The sequence below is a fragment of the Clostridium sp. HCS.1 genome, from assembly GCF_047900555.1.
Classification (GTDB): domain Bacteria; phylum Bacillota; class Clostridia; order Clostridiales; family Clostridiaceae; genus Clostridium.
On record NZ_CP170704.1, the window covers coordinates 1,430,881 to 1,448,160 of the forward strand.

17 protein-coding genes and 1 riboswitch are annotated in these 17,280 nt (G+C 27.4%); of the genes, 16 read left to right on the top strand and 1 reads right to left on the bottom strand.

Annotated elements, in window-relative coordinates; all coding sequences use genetic code 11:
• Positions 1-11 precede the first annotated feature (11 nt).
• The 7 genes from hydG to ACFYH6_RS06810 all read left to right on the top strand — a co-directional run bounded on the left by hydG (position 12) and on the right by ACFYH6_RS06810 (position 7,221).
• Positions 12-1,391, top strand: a complete 1,380-nt coding sequence (gene hydG, locus ACFYH6_RS06780; RefSeq protein ID WP_416179509.1) for a [FeFe] hydrogenase H-cluster radical SAM maturase HydG — start codon at positions 12-14, stop codon at positions 1,389-1,391.
• Between the two features lie 12 nt (positions 1,392-1,403).
• Positions 1,404-2,612, top strand: a complete 1,209-nt coding sequence (gene hydF / locus ACFYH6_RS06785; RefSeq protein ID WP_416179510.1) for a [FeFe] hydrogenase H-cluster maturation GTPase HydF — start codon at positions 1,404-1,406, stop codon at positions 2,610-2,612.
• A 36-nt stretch (positions 2,613-2,648) separates the two neighbouring features.
• Complete coding sequence (locus tag ACFYH6_RS06790) at positions 2,649-3,884, top strand: NAD(P)-dependent oxidoreductase (RefSeq protein ID WP_416179511.1); 1,236 nt, start codon at positions 2,649-2,651, stop codon at positions 3,882-3,884.
• Positions 3,885-4,108: 224 nt separating this feature from the next.
• Positions 4,109-4,825: a hypothetical protein gene (locus tag ACFYH6_RS06795; protein WP_416179512.1), complete on the top strand. Its 717-nt coding sequence runs from the start codon at positions 4,109-4,111 to the stop codon at positions 4,823-4,825.
• Positions 4,826-4,834: 9 nt separating this feature from the next.
• Complete coding sequence (locus ACFYH6_RS06800; RefSeq protein WP_416179513.1) at positions 4,835-5,638, top strand: polymer-forming cytoskeletal protein; 804 nt, start codon at positions 4,835-4,837, stop codon at positions 5,636-5,638.
• Positions 5,623-6,234: a DUF4004 family protein gene (locus ACFYH6_RS06805; protein ID WP_316344613.1), complete on the top strand. Its 612-nt coding sequence runs from the start codon at positions 5,623-5,625 to the stop codon at positions 6,232-6,234. The genes ACFYH6_RS06800 and ACFYH6_RS06805 overlap by 16 nt, the downstream gene beginning before the upstream one ends.
• A 75-nt stretch (positions 6,235-6,309) precedes the next feature.
• The gene (locus tag ACFYH6_RS06810) at positions 6,310-7,221 is read left to right on the top strand and encodes a PucR family transcriptional regulator (protein WP_416179514.1); all 912 of its coding nucleotides are present in this window, start codon (positions 6,310-6,312) and stop codon (positions 7,219-7,221) included.
• 88 nt (positions 7,222-7,309) lie between these two features.
• Here the strand turns inward: ACFYH6_RS06810 and ade are convergent, their stop codons facing one another.
• The gene (gene ade, locus ACFYH6_RS06815) at positions 7,310-9,046 is read right to left on the bottom strand and encodes an adenine deaminase (RefSeq protein WP_416179515.1); all 1,737 of its coding nucleotides are present in this window, start codon (positions 9,044-9,046) and stop codon (positions 7,310-7,312) included.
• 42 nt (positions 9,047-9,088) lie between these two features.
• A riboswitch (purine riboswitch) is annotated at positions 9,089-9,190 on the bottom strand.
• Between the two features lie 251 nt (positions 9,191-9,441).
• On the opposite strand from ade, the gene ACFYH6_RS06820 reads away from it, so the two are divergent.
• The 9 genes from ACFYH6_RS06820 to hemC all read left to right on the top strand — a co-directional run bounded on the left by ACFYH6_RS06820 (position 9,442) and on the right by hemC (position 17,277).
• Complete coding sequence (locus ACFYH6_RS06820; protein WP_416179516.1) at positions 9,442-9,942, top strand: hypothetical protein; 501 nt, start codon at positions 9,442-9,444, stop codon at positions 9,940-9,942.
• Between the two features lie 181 nt (positions 9,943-10,123).
• On the top strand, positions 10,124-10,522 hold the full coding sequence (locus ACFYH6_RS06825) for a DUF2871 domain-containing protein (protein ID WP_416179517.1): 399 nt from the start codon (positions 10,124-10,126) through the stop codon (positions 10,520-10,522).
• Positions 10,523-10,647: 125 nt separating this feature from the next.
• A complete protein-coding gene (locus ACFYH6_RS06830; protein ID WP_416179610.1) occupies positions 10,648-11,337 on the top strand; it encodes a Crp/Fnr family transcriptional regulator in 690 nt (229 codons plus the stop codon).
• A gap of 215 nt (positions 11,338-11,552) precedes the next feature.
• Positions 11,553-12,560 (top strand): anaerobic sulfite reductase subunit AsrA, encoded by a 1,008-nt coding sequence (gene asrA, locus ACFYH6_RS06835; RefSeq protein ID WP_316343729.1) that lies wholly within the window; start codon positions 11,553-11,555, stop codon positions 12,558-12,560.
• Between the two features lies 1 nt (position 12,561).
• The gene (asrB, locus tag ACFYH6_RS06840; protein WP_416179518.1) at positions 12,562-13,356 is read left to right on the top strand and encodes an anaerobic sulfite reductase subunit AsrB; all 795 of its coding nucleotides are present in this window, start codon (positions 12,562-12,564) and stop codon (positions 13,354-13,356) included.
• An 11-nt stretch (positions 13,357-13,367) separates the two neighbouring features.
• Positions 13,368-14,330, top strand: coding sequence for a sulfite reductase subunit C (gene asrC / locus ACFYH6_RS06845; RefSeq protein ID WP_416179519.1), 963 nt, complete (start codon positions 13,368-13,370; stop codon positions 14,328-14,330).
• Positions 14,331-14,560: 230 nt separating this feature from the next.
• On the top strand, positions 14,561-15,766 hold the full coding sequence (hemA, locus tag ACFYH6_RS06850; RefSeq protein ID WP_416179520.1) for a glutamyl-tRNA reductase: 1,206 nt from the start codon (positions 14,561-14,563) through the stop codon (positions 15,764-15,766).
• Complete coding sequence (locus tag ACFYH6_RS06855; protein WP_416179521.1) at positions 15,724-16,392, top strand: NAD(P)-dependent oxidoreductase; 669 nt, start codon at positions 15,724-15,726, stop codon at positions 16,390-16,392. The genes hemA and ACFYH6_RS06855 overlap by 43 nt, the downstream gene beginning before the upstream one ends.
• Positions 16,393-16,401: 9 nt before the next feature.
• Entirely contained in the window at positions 16,402-17,277 is an 876-nt protein-coding gene (gene hemC, locus ACFYH6_RS06860) for a hydroxymethylbilane synthase (RefSeq protein WP_416179522.1), read from the top strand.
• Positions 17,278-17,280 lie beyond the last annotated feature (3 nt).

Consider the following 17,280-nt stretch of genomic DNA (forward strand, 5'->3'; position numbering starts at 1 on the left):
GGGTGTATTAAATGTTTATTGATCATAATTATATTGAAAGAATTTTGGAAGAAGCTAAAGGAGCTACTAGGGAAGATATTAAGGCGGTTTTAGAAAAGGCTAAGAAAAGAGATGGATTATCTTATGAAGATATAGCAATATTATTACAAGTTGAAGATAAAGAAGACATGGAAGAAATATTTAAGTTAGCAGGAGAAATTAAAGATTCTATATATGGAAAAAGAATAGTAATTTTTGCTCCTTTATATGTTAGTGATTATTGCGTAAATAATTGCGTTTATTGTGGTTATAAGAGAACTAATAATTTTTCTAGAAGAAAATTAACTATGGAAGAAGTAGCAGAGGAAGTTAAGATACTAGAAAAAATGGGACATAAAAGATTAGCTCTAGAACTAGGAGAAGACCCTGTAAATGCACCAATAGAGTATGTTTTAGAGTGCTTAAAAACTATTTATTCAACTCAAAATGATAATGGTGAAATAAGAAGAGTTAACGTTAATATTGCTGCTACAACTGTAGAAAATTATAGAAAACTTAAAGAAGCTAAAATTGGAACATATATATTATTCCAAGAAACATATCATAAGCCAACTTACGATAAAATGCATCCAAAGTCTTTAAAGGGAGATTATAATTACCACTTAACTTCCTTTGATAGAGCCATGGAAGCAGGAATAGATGATGTTGGTGCTGGAGTATTATTTGGACTAGCAGATCCTAAATTCGAAGTTTTAGGACTTATGATGAATAATAGACATTTAGAAGAAAAATATGGAGTTGGCTTCCATACAATATCAATGCCAAGATTAAAGCCAGCAGCAGGAGTAACATTACAAGAGTTTCCTAATTTAGTAGATGATGAGATGTTTAAAAAATTAGTAGCTATTATTAGAATAGCAGTTCCATTTACAGGTATAATAATGTCCACTAGAGAAACAGCAGAAATGAGAAGAGAATTATTAAAATATGGTGTATCTCAAATTAGTGCTGGGTCAAGCACTGGTGTAGGCGGCTATAAAGAAAGAGAAGAAGGCAAAGATGATAGCATTCAATTTAAAACATCAGATGATAGAACACCTTTAGAAGTAATAAAATCAGTATTAGATGATGGATATATTCCAAGTTATTGCACAGCGTGTTATAGAAGAGGAAGAACTGGAGAAAGATTTATGAAGCTTGCAAAGAGTGGAGAAATCCAAAATGTTTGTGAACCAAATGCAATAACTACTCTTTTAGAATTTGCTATAGATTATGGTGATAAAGAAATATTAGAAAAAGCAGAAGCTGTTATTAATAGAGAAAAGGAAAATATAAAGAGAAAAGATATTAAGGAATTACTAGAGAAAAACTTAGAAAGATTAAGAGTAGGAGAAAGAGATCTATATTTATAGGAGGGTTACATTATGAATTCAACGCCCAATGCAAATAGAAAACATATTGCTATTTATGGAAAGACCAATGCAGGTAAATCATCATTAATTAATAAGCTTTTAGGTCAAGAAGTATCTTTAGTTTCTGAAAAGTCAGGTACTACAACAGATCCAGTTCAAAAGGCAATGGAATTAATACCTGTAGGGCCAGTACTATTTATAGATACAGCAGGCTTTAAAGATGATAGCAGTCTTGGAGAAATAAGAACTAAGAGAACCTTAGATATATTAAAAAGAACTGATATTGCAATTTATATTTTTGATGCTATGGATATAGATTTAGAAGAGTTTAATAAAATAAAGAGGACTTTTAAAAAGTATAATATACCTTATATAGTGGCTATTAATCAAATAGATAAATTGAGAAAAGAAGAATTAGATTTATTAAAAGAAAGTAATAAGGATTATGTATTTATATCTTCAGTAACAGGAGAAGGAATAGAAGAATTAAAGGAAAAACTTATTAATATCTTAAAGGAAGAAGAGGATGAACTTCCAATAGTAGGAGATTTACTTCCTTATGATAGTAAGGTAATAATGGTAGTACCTATAGATTCTGAAGCTCCAAAGGGAAGAATAATATTGCCACAAGTTCAATGTATAAGAGATTGCTTAGATCATGGAATAAAGAGTTATGTAGTTAGGGATACTGAATTAGAATCTGCTTTAAAGGATATAAAGGATGTTGATTTAGTAATAACTGATTCACAAGCTTTTAAAGAAGTAGATAAAATAGTTCCAAGTGATATAAAGTTAACTAGTTTTTCTATGTTATTTGCAAGACAAAAGGGAGATTTTGAAGAATTTATAAAAGGAGCTTTTAAGATTAAAGGCTTAAATAAAAATTCAAAAATCCTAATAGCTGAAAGTTGTACTCATAATGTATCTCATGAAGATATTGGAAGAGTGAAAATACCTAAGTTAATAAATAAATTTGTTGGTGAAGAATTAAACTATGAATATAGTATTTTTCATGATTTCCCAGAGGATATAGATAAATATGATTTAATTATCCATTGTGGAGCATGTATGATTAACAGAAAAACTGTTATTAATAGAGTTAATGAATGTAAGGAAAAAAATGTACCTATAACTAATTATGGTATAGTTTTAGCATATTTAAATGGAATATTAGAAAGAAGTTTATCTTTGTTCAATATAACAATAGATGATATAATTTAAAAGCTAAAGTTTTACTAAGGAAAAAGGGGAGTTATAATGAAAGACTTAGTTTTAGAATCAAATAGATGTTATCTTTGTAAAAATCCAAAATGTAAGGCAAATTGTCCAATAGATACTCCTATTCCAGAAATAATAGATTTATTTAAAGATGGACAAATAGCAAAGGCAGGAGAAATATTATTTAAGAATAATCCACTTTCTTTAGTTTGCTCTATAGTTTGCCCTCATGAAGATCAATGCACAGGTAATTGTATTAGAGGGATTAAGGATGAAGCAGTAAGATTTTGTGATATAGAAACACATATATCAAAATATTATTTAGAAAATGTTAGATTAGAAAAAGAAGCAGAATTAGATGAAAGAGTTGCTATAATAGGGGGAGGACCTGCTGGTATAACAATTGCCTTTATATTAGCACAAAAGGGATATAAGGTTACCTTGTTTGACTCTCATGATAAAATTGGTGGAGTATTAAGATATGGTATTCCAGAATTTAGATTGCCAAAAAGTATTATAGATCACTATGAAGAAAGACTAATTGAATTAGGTGTTAAAATAAGACCAAACACATTAGTGGGACCAGTACTTACATTAGATAAGCTTTTTTATGATGGATATAAAGCAATATTTATAGGAACTGGGGTATGGAATCCTAAAACCTTAGATATAAAAGGTGAAAGCCTAGGACATGTTCATTATGCAATTGACTATTTAAAATCCCCAGGGGTCCATAAATTGGGAAATAGGGTTTGTGTAATAGGGGCTGGAGATGTAGCAATGGATGCAGCAAGAACAGCTAAGAGAAATGGAGCAAAAGAAGTATATATTCTATATAGAAAAGGTATGGAAAACATACCTGCCACAAAGGCTGAATTAGAGGGAGCAATTTCAGATGGAGTTAAGTTTGAATTATTTAAATCTCCTTTAGAGTTAACTGAAGAGGGTGTAAAATATATAGAAACAGAAAATGTGACTAGCGACGATGGCAGAATAAATACGGTTGCTATAGAAGGAAAAGAAGGATTATTTCCATGTGATTCAATAATAATTGCTGTAAGTCAATCACCTAAAAATAATATTGTCTCAAATACTTCAGGTCTTGAAACTAATAAATGGGGATTATTATTAACTGATGAGTATGGACATACAACAAGAGAAGGAGTTTTTGCTTCAGGTGATGTAGTTACAGGAGCTAAAACTGTAGTAAGAGCAGCATCTCACGCTAAGGTAGTAGCGGAAGAAATTGAAAAGTATATCTTAAAAAATAAATAAGTAATTAATAAGTTAATAATTGAAAAAGAGACCAAATGTAATAGTAATTACCTTGGTCTTCTTTTTTATTAAAAAAGTATAATATAAAAAATATTATATAATATTAAACTAATATTCCAAATGTTATTTACAGCGAAACAATGTTACGATAATATATAAATATAAAGAGTAAAGTTTATATTTTGATGAAAAATAAATAAAACATTGTTATGGTGGAGGGTGCTATGGAAAAATATGATATTAAAATTGATGGGATTGGTACTATAAGTGAAGGTAAATATAAAAATATAAAGATAGATGGAATGGGAACTATTCAAGGAGAAACAGAAGCAGAATATATTAAAATTGATGGAAAAGCTAAGAGCTTAGGTAAAATTAAATGTGATGAATTAAAGGTTGATGGATATTTTACTTCTTATGATGATATTAATATTAATACAAATTGTGAAGTTAATGGATATCAAGAGGTGAAAGGCAGTATAAAAGGAAAGTACCTTGAAGTGAATGGAAGATTGTCAGCTGAAAAAGAAGTTAGTTTTGATAAAGTTCAAGTAAATGGTGAATTTATTACATTAGGAGATTGTAAGTGCGAAGAATTTTATTTAGATGGAAAAGTTAATATATCAGGTCTTTTATCTGGTGATAATTTAGAACTAAATATTTCAAAAATAAATGAAATTAAAGAAATTGGAGGAGAAAAATTATCAGTAAGAAGAAGTAAAAGTTATTATAAAGTTTTATTTTTCAATATGGAAAGAAAAGGGAAATTAATTTGTAATGAAATAGAAGCAGACGAAATTTACTTAGAGCATACTGAATGTAATATAGTTAGGGGAAGAAATATAGAAATAGGTGAGGGCTGTATTATTGAGACAATTGAATATACTGGTGATTTAAAGGAAAATGGAAATTCTAAAATAAAAAATAAAGTGTTTTTATAGGAGGCTATTATGAGTGAAAATAACACAAAGATTTTAGGGGATGCAACAATAGGAGCAGGAAAATATAATAATATAAAAATAATGGGTGATGGCACTGTGATGGGTGACATAGAATGCATAGATGTAGTGATAATGGGTGATGGAGAATTTAATGGAGCTGTTACAGCAAGAGATATAAAGGTTATGGGAGATTCAATTTTTAAGGGTACTATTAAGGCTAGAAAATTTAAGATTTATGGAGATGCAACTTTAAAAGAAAAAGGAACTATAGATATATTAAGTCTTAAGGGGGATTTTAAAAGTGAGTCTCAATTGGAGGTTAAAGATGAAGCTAAGATTATGGGAGATGCAGAAATAAAAGAAGATTTTAGAGGAAATTATATTGAAATTTTAGGAGAGATGAAGGCAAGTAAGAATATATATTTTGATACCTTAAAGGTATTAGGTAGTGCTGAAGTTAAGAGAAATTGTGAGGGAAATTATTTTTACAATAAAGGAGAAGTTGAAATATGCGGATTACTTTCTGCAGATAAAATAGAAATATTTCCAAAGGGAGAAAGTAATATTGAGGAAATTGGTGGAAGTGAGATAATAATTAGAAAATCAGGATATATAGATTTTTTTAATGGAAAAGTTATTTCAAAATTAATAGAAGGAGATAATATTATTTTAGAAAATACTATTTGCAATATAGTAAGAGGTCATGATATTACTATATTATCAGGATGCTCTATTGATAAAATCGAGTATACAGGAAAATTAACTATAGATAAAAAAAGTAAGGTAGGGGAGCAAATATGCTTGAGGAATTAATATCTAAGAAGGAACTTTTAGAAGTTATGGGAATATCATATGGGCAATTATATAGATGGAAAAGGAAAGAATTAATACCAGAAGAATGGTTTATTAAAAAGAGTGTATCCACAGGGCAAGAGACATTTTTCCCAAAAGAAAAAATAATTGAAAGAATAAATAAGATTATTGAATTGAAGGATGAAGCATCTTTAGATGATCTTGCATATATCTTTTCAAATAATATTAAGGATATAAAAATTACTAGAGACTATTTAATTAATGTTTTTTCAAGTGAAATGATTTCAATGTATGAAGATATTATTGAAATTAAGGATATATATGAAGAGAATAATATATTTTCCTTGTTTATTTATAATAAGCTTATTAGTTTAGGCAGTTTAAGTCTTTCAGAAATAAAAGAAATAACATTATTAGCTAATAGAGACTATAAAAAAATAGATAATAGAGATTATGAATTAGTTATTAAAAGAAAATATGGAGTTTGTTATTATTATATAATTTTAGATAATGTTAATATGTTTAATGATGACTCTTCTATTGAACTTGCAAGGATAAATATAAATAAAGTTATTGAAGAAATAAAAAGCCTATAAAGAAATTATTTAATTCTCTGAAAATTCATATATAATATAATTATTAAAAGGATTATATATGAAGCGGGGGATTATATGGGAGCAATAGTAGAATTACTGAATGAACTATGTGAAGATACTAATATAAAGATTAGATTAGTAGATTCTAACAATAATGAAATATTTGATAATTTACCTTCAACAGAATCTAAAATTATGAGAAAGATATCTATAAATAATAAATCCTATAAAATTGTACTAGAGCAAGAAGATATAAAAATAATACCAATAATTGAATACTTATTAAATAAATATATTGAAAAAGAAAATGTGGTACAAGAATTATTAGAGGGAAGAAAACAATGGGATGTTTTAAAGGACTGTGCAATTACTAGATCTAATAAAATGTTATTAATTGAAAGCAATAAAGAAGATGAAGTTTTAGAAATAGTAAGAGATACATATTCAGATAGTGTTTTTTATGTAGGTGAGATATACGATAGAATAATAGTTATTGGTAACTTAGAGGATGAAAAGGAGCATGCTTTTTCCCTAAAAGATACTATTATACAAACTTTAGGAGTAAATGCAAAGATAAGCATAAGTGATTTAGATGGTACCTTTGAGGGATTTAAAGAATCTTACAAAGGAGCTGTACAAGCTTTAGATATAGGTCGAAGATTTAAAATTAAGCCTGAAATATACTATTTAAAAGATATGTATTTAGAAAGAGCTATTTATAACTTATCAAGTGAATATTCAAAAAATCTTAAAGAAGAGTATAAGGATGTATTTAAAGGATTTAATTATGAATTAATACACACCTTAGAAGAAATATTGAGATGTGATTTATCCTTAACTAAAGCTGCTAAAAATTTATACATTCATAGAAATACTTTGATGTATAGAATTGAAAAAATAAAGAAGGAAACAGGATTCGATATACGTAATTTTAAGGAAGCAACATTTTTATATATACTTTATATGAATAGTAAAGTAAATTATTAAAAAATAGTATAATAAAACAACGAATAAAAAATGGAGATGTGCAAAATAGATTTGGTACATCTCCATTATATTTTTATCTTAGCTTAGACTAATAAGCATTTTCAATAAATTCAAATTTATTTACATCAAATAAGCCTTTATCTGTTATTTTTAAATCTGGAATAACTGGCAGTGATAAGAAGGATAAAGTTAAAAAAGGATTAAAATTTATATCAGGAGCAACTTCTTTTATAGCAAAGTGAAGTTTTTCTAAGTCAGAAATAACTTCTGATGAGTCTCTAGAAGTTATAAGTCCTGCAATTTCTAATTGAATTGATGCTAGTACTTTTCCATTTTTAACAACTATAATTCCACCATTTATCTTTTTTAGCTCTTCTATTGCAAATAATATATCTTCATCTGATGTTCCACAGGCTATTAAGTTATGAGAATCATGAGCAATGGTTGTAGCTATGGCTCCAAATTTTAAATTAAGACCTTTTATTACCCCAAGGCCAATATTACCTGTGTTTTTATGTCTTTCAATTACTGCTGTTTTTAGCAAATCTAAATCTACATCTGATTTAAAGCTATTAGTATCTTTTAAAGTATTTATATTAACTTTTACATGATTACTTTCCAGTTTATTTGGATTAATTTCAATTACATTTAGTTTTGTTTTTCCTTTTAAATCTATTTCTAAGTCCTTTGAATTAATATCTTTAATATTAATATTATTCAATTTTGGTAAATCATATTTTGTTCCAGGTATTTTACATACTAATTTATCTTCTTTTACTACTAAGTTACCATTTTTATAAACTGAATTAATTTTAAAATTAGATAGGTCATCTAATATTATAAAGTCAGCAATAAAGCCTGGGGCTATTGCTCCTTTATTTTTTAGATTATAGCATTCTGAAGGATTAAGCGTACACATTTGTATTGCAGTTTCAGGTGCTAAGCCATAAGAAATAGCTGTTCTTATAGAACTATCCATACTTCCATTTGTTATTAAATCATCAATATGTTTATCGTCTGTGCAAAAACAAATTCTTCTGCTATTAGAAATAGAAGCAGCTTTTATTAATTCCTTTAGGTTTTTAGCTACAGAGCCTTCTCTTAGGTGAACATACATACCTCTTCTAAGTTTTTCAATAACTTCTTCAGCTAAATGTGATTCATGGTCAGTAGAAATATTAGCTGTAGAATAAATGTTTAGCATATCATTAGTAAACCCAGCACAATGCCCATCAATAATAAGACCCTTTAATTTTGCATCCCAAAGCTTATTTATCATGTCCTCAGAACAATTTACAACTTCAGGATAGTTCATAACCTCTGCAAGTCCTAATACATTAGGTTCATTATATAATGGATGTAAATCAGAACTTCCTAATATGGCACCAGAAGTTTCAAAAGAAGTAGCTGGAACACAAGAAGGAAGCATAAAGTAATAATCAAAGGGTGTGTCTTTAGCAAGATCCATAATAAGCCTTATACCTTTTTCTCCTAGTACATTAGCAATTTCATGTGGGTCAATAACAATAGAAGTGATTCCATGTAATAATGCAGCTTTATAGTATTCCTTTGGAGTTACTAGTGAGGATTCGATGTGAGCATGAGCATCTATAAGACCAGGGCATAAAAATTTACCAGTACCATCAATTTCAACTAGTCCATTATAATTGCCAAAACCTATGATTACTCCGTTTTTAATAGCTACATTATCTGTAAAAGAACTGTTTTGAAATACATCAACAATAGTTATATTATTAATAACTAAGTCGCATATTTCAGCTTTACTTGAAGCCTTAATTTGAGATATAAAATCATTTTTATTCATAAATCCACCTCTGAGTATATTTAAATATAATAATAAAAAACCTCACCTGGATTAAAACTTCTTAGTTATACTATTTACGGTAGTATAGTAGAGACGCCTGAACCATATTATCAAGCTTATAGGAAGGTTATTTTTATATATTATATTCAATTAAAGACAAGCTGTCAAAGGTAAAGTTATATTAATATATTATTATTTGTATATAAATAAATAACTAGCAACTGTTAAAATATTTAATTATATGCTTTAATAGGTGCGAAGGAGGGGGAAGTGCCAATATAGTTTTGGTAACTGGATTAATTATATTTCTTCCTATTCACCCTATATTTCAGAATAGAACTTTTTTAACTCTAAAATAGTATAATAATAAGAAAACCATATATTTTGGAGGAATTATGGAAGAAAGAATAGTAGTTTTAGGAGAAATAAGTGAATTTTTAATAGAGTTTTGTAAGCTCTTGATTTCAAAAAAGTTAGAAGTCTTTGTAGCTTTAAGAAAAAATCAGGAACTTTCTAATTTGAAAGAAATAGAAGGTAAAATTTCTTTAATAAAATATAATGATGAAGTAGATGAAATAAAATTTATACTAAAATCAATTGAACCTCAAATTATATATAATTTATATGGAGTGACTAATAAAAATGACTTAAAAGAATTAATAGAAAGAGTCTTTTTAAAAAACATACTCTTGTTAGAAGAATTAAAAGAATCAAATAATTCAATATTAATTAATGTAATAGAAAGAACAGAGAGTGATGAAAAGGGAAATCCTTTAAGTATATATACTGCTATTGTAGATTCCTTAAATAAGGTTAATAAGTTCTATAGAGATTTCTATAAAATTCAAACAAGTATAACTTATAGAGATGAGTATGAAGAAAGAGTAAAAGTATAATATACTATATATTAAATAGAGATATGAAAGTGGATAGGTCTTAATTAATCTAAAGTTTACTATAGATTTTATTAGGATAATTTATCCACTTAATTTTTCAATTGAAAATATAGTAAATTTGGTATATTATTAGAATAAATTAATATTATATAATAACTTTTATTATGGTGTGGAGGAAATAATGAAGAAATATTTTAATTTAGCAACTTTTTATTTGATTTTAGGACTAGCTATGGGAGTGTTTTATAGAGAATTTACAAAAATACATGAATTCCAAGGGAGAACTGTTTTAGCAGCTGTACATACACATGCATTAACATTAGGTTTTATGTTCTTTATTTTAGTATTACTTTTAATTAAGAATTTTAATATATCACAAATTAAAGGTTTTAAAGCATGGAGTATTTTCTACAATGTTTCGTTAATTTATTTACTTTCTACTTTAACAGCTAGAGGAATGTTACAAATATTAGGCAATGATTTTGCAGGCCTTAGCCATATAGCAGGACTTGGACATGTGCTTCTTTCTATAGCCTTAGTTTGGTTTGTAGTTATTGTAAATAAATCTATAAAAGAATAAAAACTAAATTCTAAATTTTTCATAGAGGTTGCTTAGGCAGCCTTTATTATTTTTATTTTATGTGTTTACATTTTAAAAATATAGTTATAATATATGTGAATATATTAAAGGGTTGGTATATGAATATGAAAGATTTAATAAAAATTCAATTAGATAATATGGAGTTGTTTAATAATATATGTGAAGATACAAAGGAAGCTTTAGCTGATTTTGGTGAAACCAAATGCTATATAAAAGGTAGCCATATATTTAGAGATAAAGAAAAGGTTAATAAGATATACATAATTTATAGTGGTAAGGTAGCATTATATAAATTAAACGAGTCTGCTCAAAAGAAAATAGTTTTTATTTTAGGTAAGGATTCTATTATAAATGCTGTAGTTTTAGATGACTTACCTGCCTCTATAAATTGCGAAGTATTTGAAAAGGCAGAAATATTAGCTTTTGAAAAAGGAAGATTTGAAGAATTAATGAAAAGTGATTTTCAATTAACTAAAATAGTTATTTCTTCTCTTACTTTAAAGGTTAGAAGGTTATATAGACAATTAAAGAATTCAACACCTATTAAAGTTGAAAAGAGAGTGGCAGCAAAGCTATGGAAGTTAGCTAAGGATTATGGAATAAAGGTTGAAAATGGTACATTAATAGATTTAAATGTTAGCATAACTTATTTGTCAGATATGTTTGGAGCACCTAGAGAAACTATATCAAGAGCATTAAAGCTTCTCCAAGAAAAAGATTTAATAATATTTGAAAAAAAGAAAATAATAATAAAGGATAGAGATAAACTTTCAAAATTTTTTAAGGGCATATAAAATCAAAAAAATAATAGAAAATATAATTAACTGTGATAATCATCACAGTTTTTCTTTTTGTTTCAGATTATAATAATCTCAAGAATTGTTATTATAATAACAATCCTAACAAGGAAAAGTTGATATCTAATTTAGTAATATGGTGTAGTCTATTTTTAGCAATACCATTTTTTATTATGTTAAGAAAGAAAAAAGTAAACTAAGAGGTGTTTGTAATGGGATATAAACTTAAAGTAGAGGAATTCAACAAGGCTTTAGAAGAGCTTTCAAAAAAGTATAAGATATATGCACCAAAGGTTTTTGAAGGACAAGGGAAATTTTCAGATACAGATATCGTAAGATATGGTGAAGTAGCAAGAATAGAAGAAGTGGAATTTAATCAAAAATCTAATTTTTCTTATAAAGAAGTACTTCTTCCAATAACTCAAACCTTATTTTTCTTCACAGAAGATCAGGTTAAAGAACCTAATGTAGATGAAAAATCACTATTAATATTTTTAAGAAGTTGCGATATGAATTCTTTAAAAAGAATTGATGATATTTATTTAAGAAATGGATTTGAAGATCCTTACTATAAGAAGCTTAGAGAAAAAGCTAAATTTATTCTTATAGGATGTGAAAAAAGCTTTGATAACTGTTTTTGCGTAAGTATGGGGACTAATAAAACTGATGAGTATAATGCCTATGTTAAGCAAGAAGGTAATGAGGTTTATTTAGATATTAAGGATGAAGAATTTGAAGAATTATTTAAGAATATTGATAACGAAGAATTAGAAGTATCTCCAGACTTTGTTGAAAATAATGAAGTTAAGGTAAATATCCCAAATAATTTAGATTTAAAGATAATAAATTCAAAAGTATGGGATGAATATTCAGAGAGATGTATAGCTTGTGGAAGATGTAATTTTGTATGTCCTACATGTACATGCTTTACTATGCAAGATATTTTCTATAAGGATAATGGAAAAGTTGGAGAAAGAAGAAGAGTTTGGGCATCTTGTCAAGTAGATGGTTATACAGATATGGCTGGAGGTCATAGCTTTAGAAGAGAAAAAGGACAAAGAATGAGATTTAAGGTTCTTCATAAGGTTTATGATTATAAAAAGAGATGGGGATATCATATGTGCGTAGGATGTGGTAGATGTGATGACGCATGTCCAGAATATATTTCATTCTCAAATTGTGTAAATAAATTAGAAAAAGCTATGGATGAGGTGAAGTAATATGACTAAAAATGAATATATACCATTTATTTCAGAAATATTAGAAGTTATTAAGCATACAGAAATTGAATATACTTTCAGAATGGAATTTAAAGGTGATGTTAAGCCAGGTCAATTCTTTGAAGTATCATTACCAAAGTATGGGGAAGCACCTATATCAGTAAGTGGAATAGGTGAAAATTATGTTGACTTAACAATAAGAAGAGTTGGTAAGGTAACAGATGAAATATTCAATAATTATGTTGGTGATAAGTTATTTTTAAGAGGACCATATGGAAATGGCTTTGATATAAATAATTATAAAGATAAAGAAGTTATAGTTGTAGCTGGAGGAACTGGACTTTCACCAGTTAAGGGAATAGTAGATTATTTCTCAAATAACACTGAAGATTGCAAAAGCTTTACTTTAATATCAGGATTTAAATCTCCTAAGGATATTCTATTTAAAGATGATATAAAAGAATGGGAAAAGAACATAAATCTTATATTAACAGTTGATGGTGCAGAAGAAGGATATGAAGGAAAAGTTGGACTTGTAACTAAATATGTACCAGAACTTGAAATTAAAGATATAGAAAATGTACAAGTAGTTGTTGTAGGACCTCCTATGATGATGAAATTTACAGTTTTAGAATTCTTAAAGCTTGGAATTAAAGAAGAAAATATATGGATTTCACAAGAAAGAAAAATGTGTTGTGGAATTGGTAAATGTGGTCACTGTAAAATAGATGATACTTATATTTGCTTAGATGGACCAGTATTTAACTATTCAAAAGGAAAAGAATTAATAGATTAGGAGGAGACACTATGGATATCAATACTAAAAAGCTGAAAAAGAATGCCTTTAGAGTTACTAAAAGAAGAGGGATAACAGCTTCAAGAATAAGAGTTCCAGGTGGATTCTTAAAGGCAGAATATTTAGGATTAATTCAAGAAATTGCTGATAAATATGGGGACGGAACAGTTCACATAACTACAAGACAAGGTTTTGAAATTCCAGGAATAGATATGGATGATATAGAAGAAGTTAATGTACTTCTTCAACCAATAATAGAAGGATTAGAAATCAATCAAGAAGTTCCAGGAAAGGGATATACAGCAGCAGGAACAAGAAATGTATCTGCTTGTATAGGAAATAAAGTTTGCCCATTTGCAAATTATAATACTACTAACTTTGCAAAGAAAATTGAAAAAGCAATTTTCCCAAATGACTTACATTTTAAAATAGCATTAACAGGTTGTTCAAATGATTGTATTAAAGCAAGAATGCATGACTTTGGTATAATAGGAATGACTGAACCTCAATTTGATAAGGACAAATGTGTATCTTGTGGAGCTTGTGTTAAGGCTTGTAATAAAAAATCAACAGGTGCTTTACATCCAGAAAACTATAGGCCAGTTAGAAATCATAGTAAATGTATAGGCTGTGGAGAATGTGTAATTAATTGCCCAACTGGAGCATGGACTAGAAGTAAGGAAAAATATTATAGATTAGCTATAATGGGAAGAACAGGAAAGAAAAATCCGAGATTAGCAGAAGATTTTATAGTATGGGTTGATGAAGAAAGTATAATTAAAATAATTTTAAATACTTATAAATATGTTACAGAATATATAGATAAAAATGCACCAGGTGGAAAAGAGCATATTGGATATATAGTAGATAGAACTGGATTTATGGAATATAAAAAATGGGCTCTTGAAGGGGTAAAGCTTTCTGATAAAGCAGTGCTTAAAGATAATATCTATTGGAGTGGCATAAGATATTAATATAAGTAATTCCTATAAATAAAATAATAATTACCTATTAGACAAATAGGATAGTAGATATGTAAAATAAGTATATGAAGTTTAAGACCGCTATAATTAAGTAGCGGTCTTATATTAATTTAGAATGACAAAAAATTGTCAAAATACGAAAAATGAAAAATATAATTAATAGGAGTATAATAAGGGTAATATAATAAAAAGACGTAAGTATATTAATTAGGAGCAAAATTATGATTCAGCTTTTAGGAATTAAGAAAAATACTGGAGTAGAAATAAGAGAGAAGCTATCTTTATCTCCAAAAAAGAAAAAAGAATATACCAAAAAATTACTTCAGTACTTTGATGAAGTAGTTATTTTAAGTACATGCAATAGAACAGAAATATATTATAAAGGCTCATTAAAGGGTAAGGAAAGTGTGTGCAAGATTTTTGAAGTATTAGAATGGGATATAAAACTTAATGAAAATTGCTTTTATTTAGAAGAAATAGATACAGTAAAACATCTAATGGAAGTAGTTTGTGGTTTTCATTCTAAAATATTAGGAGAAGATCAAATCTTAGGTCAAATAAAAGAAGCATATTTTTCATCAATAGAAGCTGAAGCTGTAAATAATGAATTGCAGAGGCTTTTCCAAGAAGCTATTACCTGTGGTAAAAAATTTAGAACTGAAGGGAAGTTATATGAAATTCCAGTTTCATCTGCTTCTATTTCTGTAAGTGAAGCAATGAAAAATAATGCTAAAAAAATAATGGTTATTGGGTATGGAGAAGTTGGAAAGCTTGTATTAAAATATGCCCTATCAAATGATATAGAAGAATTAAAGCTTGTAGTTAGAAATGTAGATAAGGTTACAGATATATCAGACAATAGGGTAAAGGTTATGAAATATGAAGATGCAAGGGAAATAATAAATAATATGGATTGTGTTATATCATGTACATCTGCTCCGCACGTAATTATAGAAAAAAAGCATATAAATGAAGTTGGTAAAGAAATTATTATATTTGATTTAGCTATGCCTAGGGATATAGATGAAGGAATTAAGGAATATAGTAGAGTGAAGCTTTATGATATAGATGAAATTAGTTCAATAGATGATGAAAATAAGAATTTAAGAAAAGAAAAAATGTTAGAATTTAAAAGTATAATTAAAGAACATATAGATAATTATCTTAAGTGGAAGGATTTAAGAGAAGTATCTAACATAATCAAGGATATGAAAAGGGATAGTTCAAAGGTAATTGAGGAAAGAAAAAATACATTACAAAATAAATGTAATAATGAAAAACATAGAGAAATTGCAGAAACTCTTATAAAAAGCACTTCTGATTATTATGTAAATAGAGCTATAGAAGTTTTAAAGGAGGAGCAATTAAAGGGGCAAGGGAAAGAATGTGTAAAGATATTAGAGAAGATATTTTTAAAGAAAGTATAAACTATGCATACCTATCATTAATATCTACAAAAATTAATGTAGGTGTAATAGGTGGAGGTAAAGTTGGATATATTAAAGCTAAAAACTTTTTAGCTAAAAATTGTAATGTAGAAGTCTTATCCTTAGATTTTATAAATAACTTTGAAAACCTAGAAAATGTTAATCTTATTAAAAATAGCTATTATAAGGATTTTATAAATAATAAGCATATAGTTATAATTGCAACTAATGATAAGGATTTAAATGAAAGAATAAAAAAAGATTGTGATAAAGCTTATAAAATATACATATATGCAGAAGATTACTTAGAAGGTATAGCAATAGCACCAGCACAAAGAAGTTTAAACAATATAAGTTTTGCTATAAACACTAATTATGGAAACCCTAGGGGATCATTAATATTAGCAGAAAAAATTATGGGAGTTTTAAAAGAATATGACGAATTTATAGGAGTATCCTCATTAATTAGAAAATCAGCAAAAGAAATGTCTGGGAAAAAAAGTGATATAATAAATTTTGTATGTAGTGAAGATTTTAAATATATTTATGAAAAGAAAAAAGATAAACTAGTCTTAGAAATGTTTTTTGGAAAAGAAATTATAAATAAAATATATAGTAATTTGTAGGAGATATATATGGAGATAATAATTGCAACTAGAAAAAGCAAATTAGCTCAAGTTCAGGCTGATAGAGTAATAGAGCTTATTAAAGAGAAAAATAACATAGACTCTAAAAAATTATTAATTGTTACAGAAGGAGATAAAAGATTAGATGTAACTTTAGATAAAATAGGCGGTAAAGGCTTATTTGTTAAAGAAATTGAATATGCTCTTTTAAATAAAGAAGCTCATGCTGCAGTTCATAGTATGAAGGATGTTCCTTTTCAATTGCCACAGGGCTTTGAACTTATTGCAATTCCAGAAAGAGAAGATATTAGAGATGTATTTGTATCTAGAAACAATATTCATTTTGAAGAATTAAAAGAAGGAGCGGTTATAGGTACTAGTAGTATTAGAAGGGCTGCAATGCTAAGTAATTTAAGAAAAGACTTAAAAATAGTTCCTATAAGAGGTAATGTACAAACTAGACTTCAAAAGATGGAAAATGAAAATATGGATGGAATTATTTTAGCAGCAGCTGGATTAAAAAGATTAAATATGGAAAGTTATATTACTGATTATTTTGATCCTAAAATATTTTTACCTGCTATAGGGCAAGGAGCTTTAGGAGTAGAAGCCTTAAAAGATGGAGAATATAATTCATATTTAAAAAAATTAGATAATAAAGAAGTAAGAATTGCTGTGGAAGCTGAAAGAAGCTTTATGAAGGAATTAAATGGCGGTTGTCATAGTGTAATAGGTGTTTATTCTGAAATTAAAGATAATGATTTATATATGATAGGTACCTTTGATATAGGTGGGGGAAAAATAATTAAGAAAGATATATTAGGACATAAAGAAAATAACATTGAAGTTGGCTATAAGTTAGCAAAGGAAATAATGAAAGGATAATAA

What these genes read in the sequence shown, in the direction of transcription:
- hydG (WP_416179509.1), top strand. Translation starts at nt 12, where the DNA reads ATGTTTATTGATCATAATTATATTGAAAGAATTTTGGAAGAAGCTAAA.
- hydF (WP_416179510.1), top strand. Translation starts at nt 1,404, where the DNA reads ATGAATTCAACGCCCAATGCAAATAGAAAACATATTGCTATTTATGGA.
- ACFYH6_RS06790 (WP_416179511.1), top strand. Translation starts at nt 2,649, where the DNA reads ATGAAAGACTTAGTTTTAGAATCAAATAGATGTTATCTTTGTAAAAAT.
- ACFYH6_RS06795 (WP_416179512.1), top strand. Translation starts at nt 4,109, where the DNA reads ATGGAAAAATATGATATTAAAATTGATGGGATTGGTACTATAAGTGAA.
- ACFYH6_RS06800 (WP_416179513.1), top strand. Translation starts at nt 4,835, where the DNA reads ATGAGTGAAAATAACACAAAGATTTTAGGGGATGCAACAATAGGAGCA.
- ACFYH6_RS06805 (WP_316344613.1), top strand. Translation starts at nt 5,623, where the DNA reads ATGCTTGAGGAATTAATATCTAAGAAGGAACTTTTAGAAGTTATGGGA.
- ACFYH6_RS06810 (WP_416179514.1), top strand. Translation starts at nt 6,310, where the DNA reads ATGGGAGCAATAGTAGAATTACTGAATGAACTATGTGAAGATACTAAT.
- ade (WP_416179515.1), bottom strand. Translation starts at nt 9,046, where the DNA reads ATGAATAAAAATGATTTTATATCTCAAATTAAGGCTTCAAGTAAAGCT.
- ACFYH6_RS06820 (WP_416179516.1), top strand. Translation starts at nt 9,442, where the DNA reads ATGGAAGAAAGAATAGTAGTTTTAGGAGAAATAAGTGAATTTTTAATA.
- ACFYH6_RS06825 (WP_416179517.1), top strand. Translation starts at nt 10,124, where the DNA reads ATGAAGAAATATTTTAATTTAGCAACTTTTTATTTGATTTTAGGACTA.
- ACFYH6_RS06830 (WP_416179610.1), top strand. Translation starts at nt 10,648, where the DNA reads ATGAAAGATTTAATAAAAATTCAATTAGATAATATGGAGTTGTTTAAT.
- asrA (WP_316343729.1), top strand. Translation starts at nt 11,553, where the DNA reads ATGGGATATAAACTTAAAGTAGAGGAATTCAACAAGGCTTTAGAAGAG.
- asrB (WP_416179518.1), top strand. Translation starts at nt 12,562, where the DNA reads ATGACTAAAAATGAATATATACCATTTATTTCAGAAATATTAGAAGTT.
- asrC (WP_416179519.1), top strand. Translation starts at nt 13,368, where the DNA reads ATGGATATCAATACTAAAAAGCTGAAAAAGAATGCCTTTAGAGTTACT.
- hemA (WP_416179520.1), top strand. Translation starts at nt 14,561, where the DNA reads ATGATTCAGCTTTTAGGAATTAAGAAAAATACTGGAGTAGAAATAAGA.
- ACFYH6_RS06855 (WP_416179521.1), top strand. Translation starts at nt 15,724, where the DNA reads ATGTGTAAAGATATTAGAGAAGATATTTTTAAAGAAAGTATAAACTAT.
- hemC (WP_416179522.1), top strand. Translation starts at nt 16,402, where the DNA reads ATGGAGATAATAATTGCAACTAGAAAAAGCAAATTAGCTCAAGTTCAG.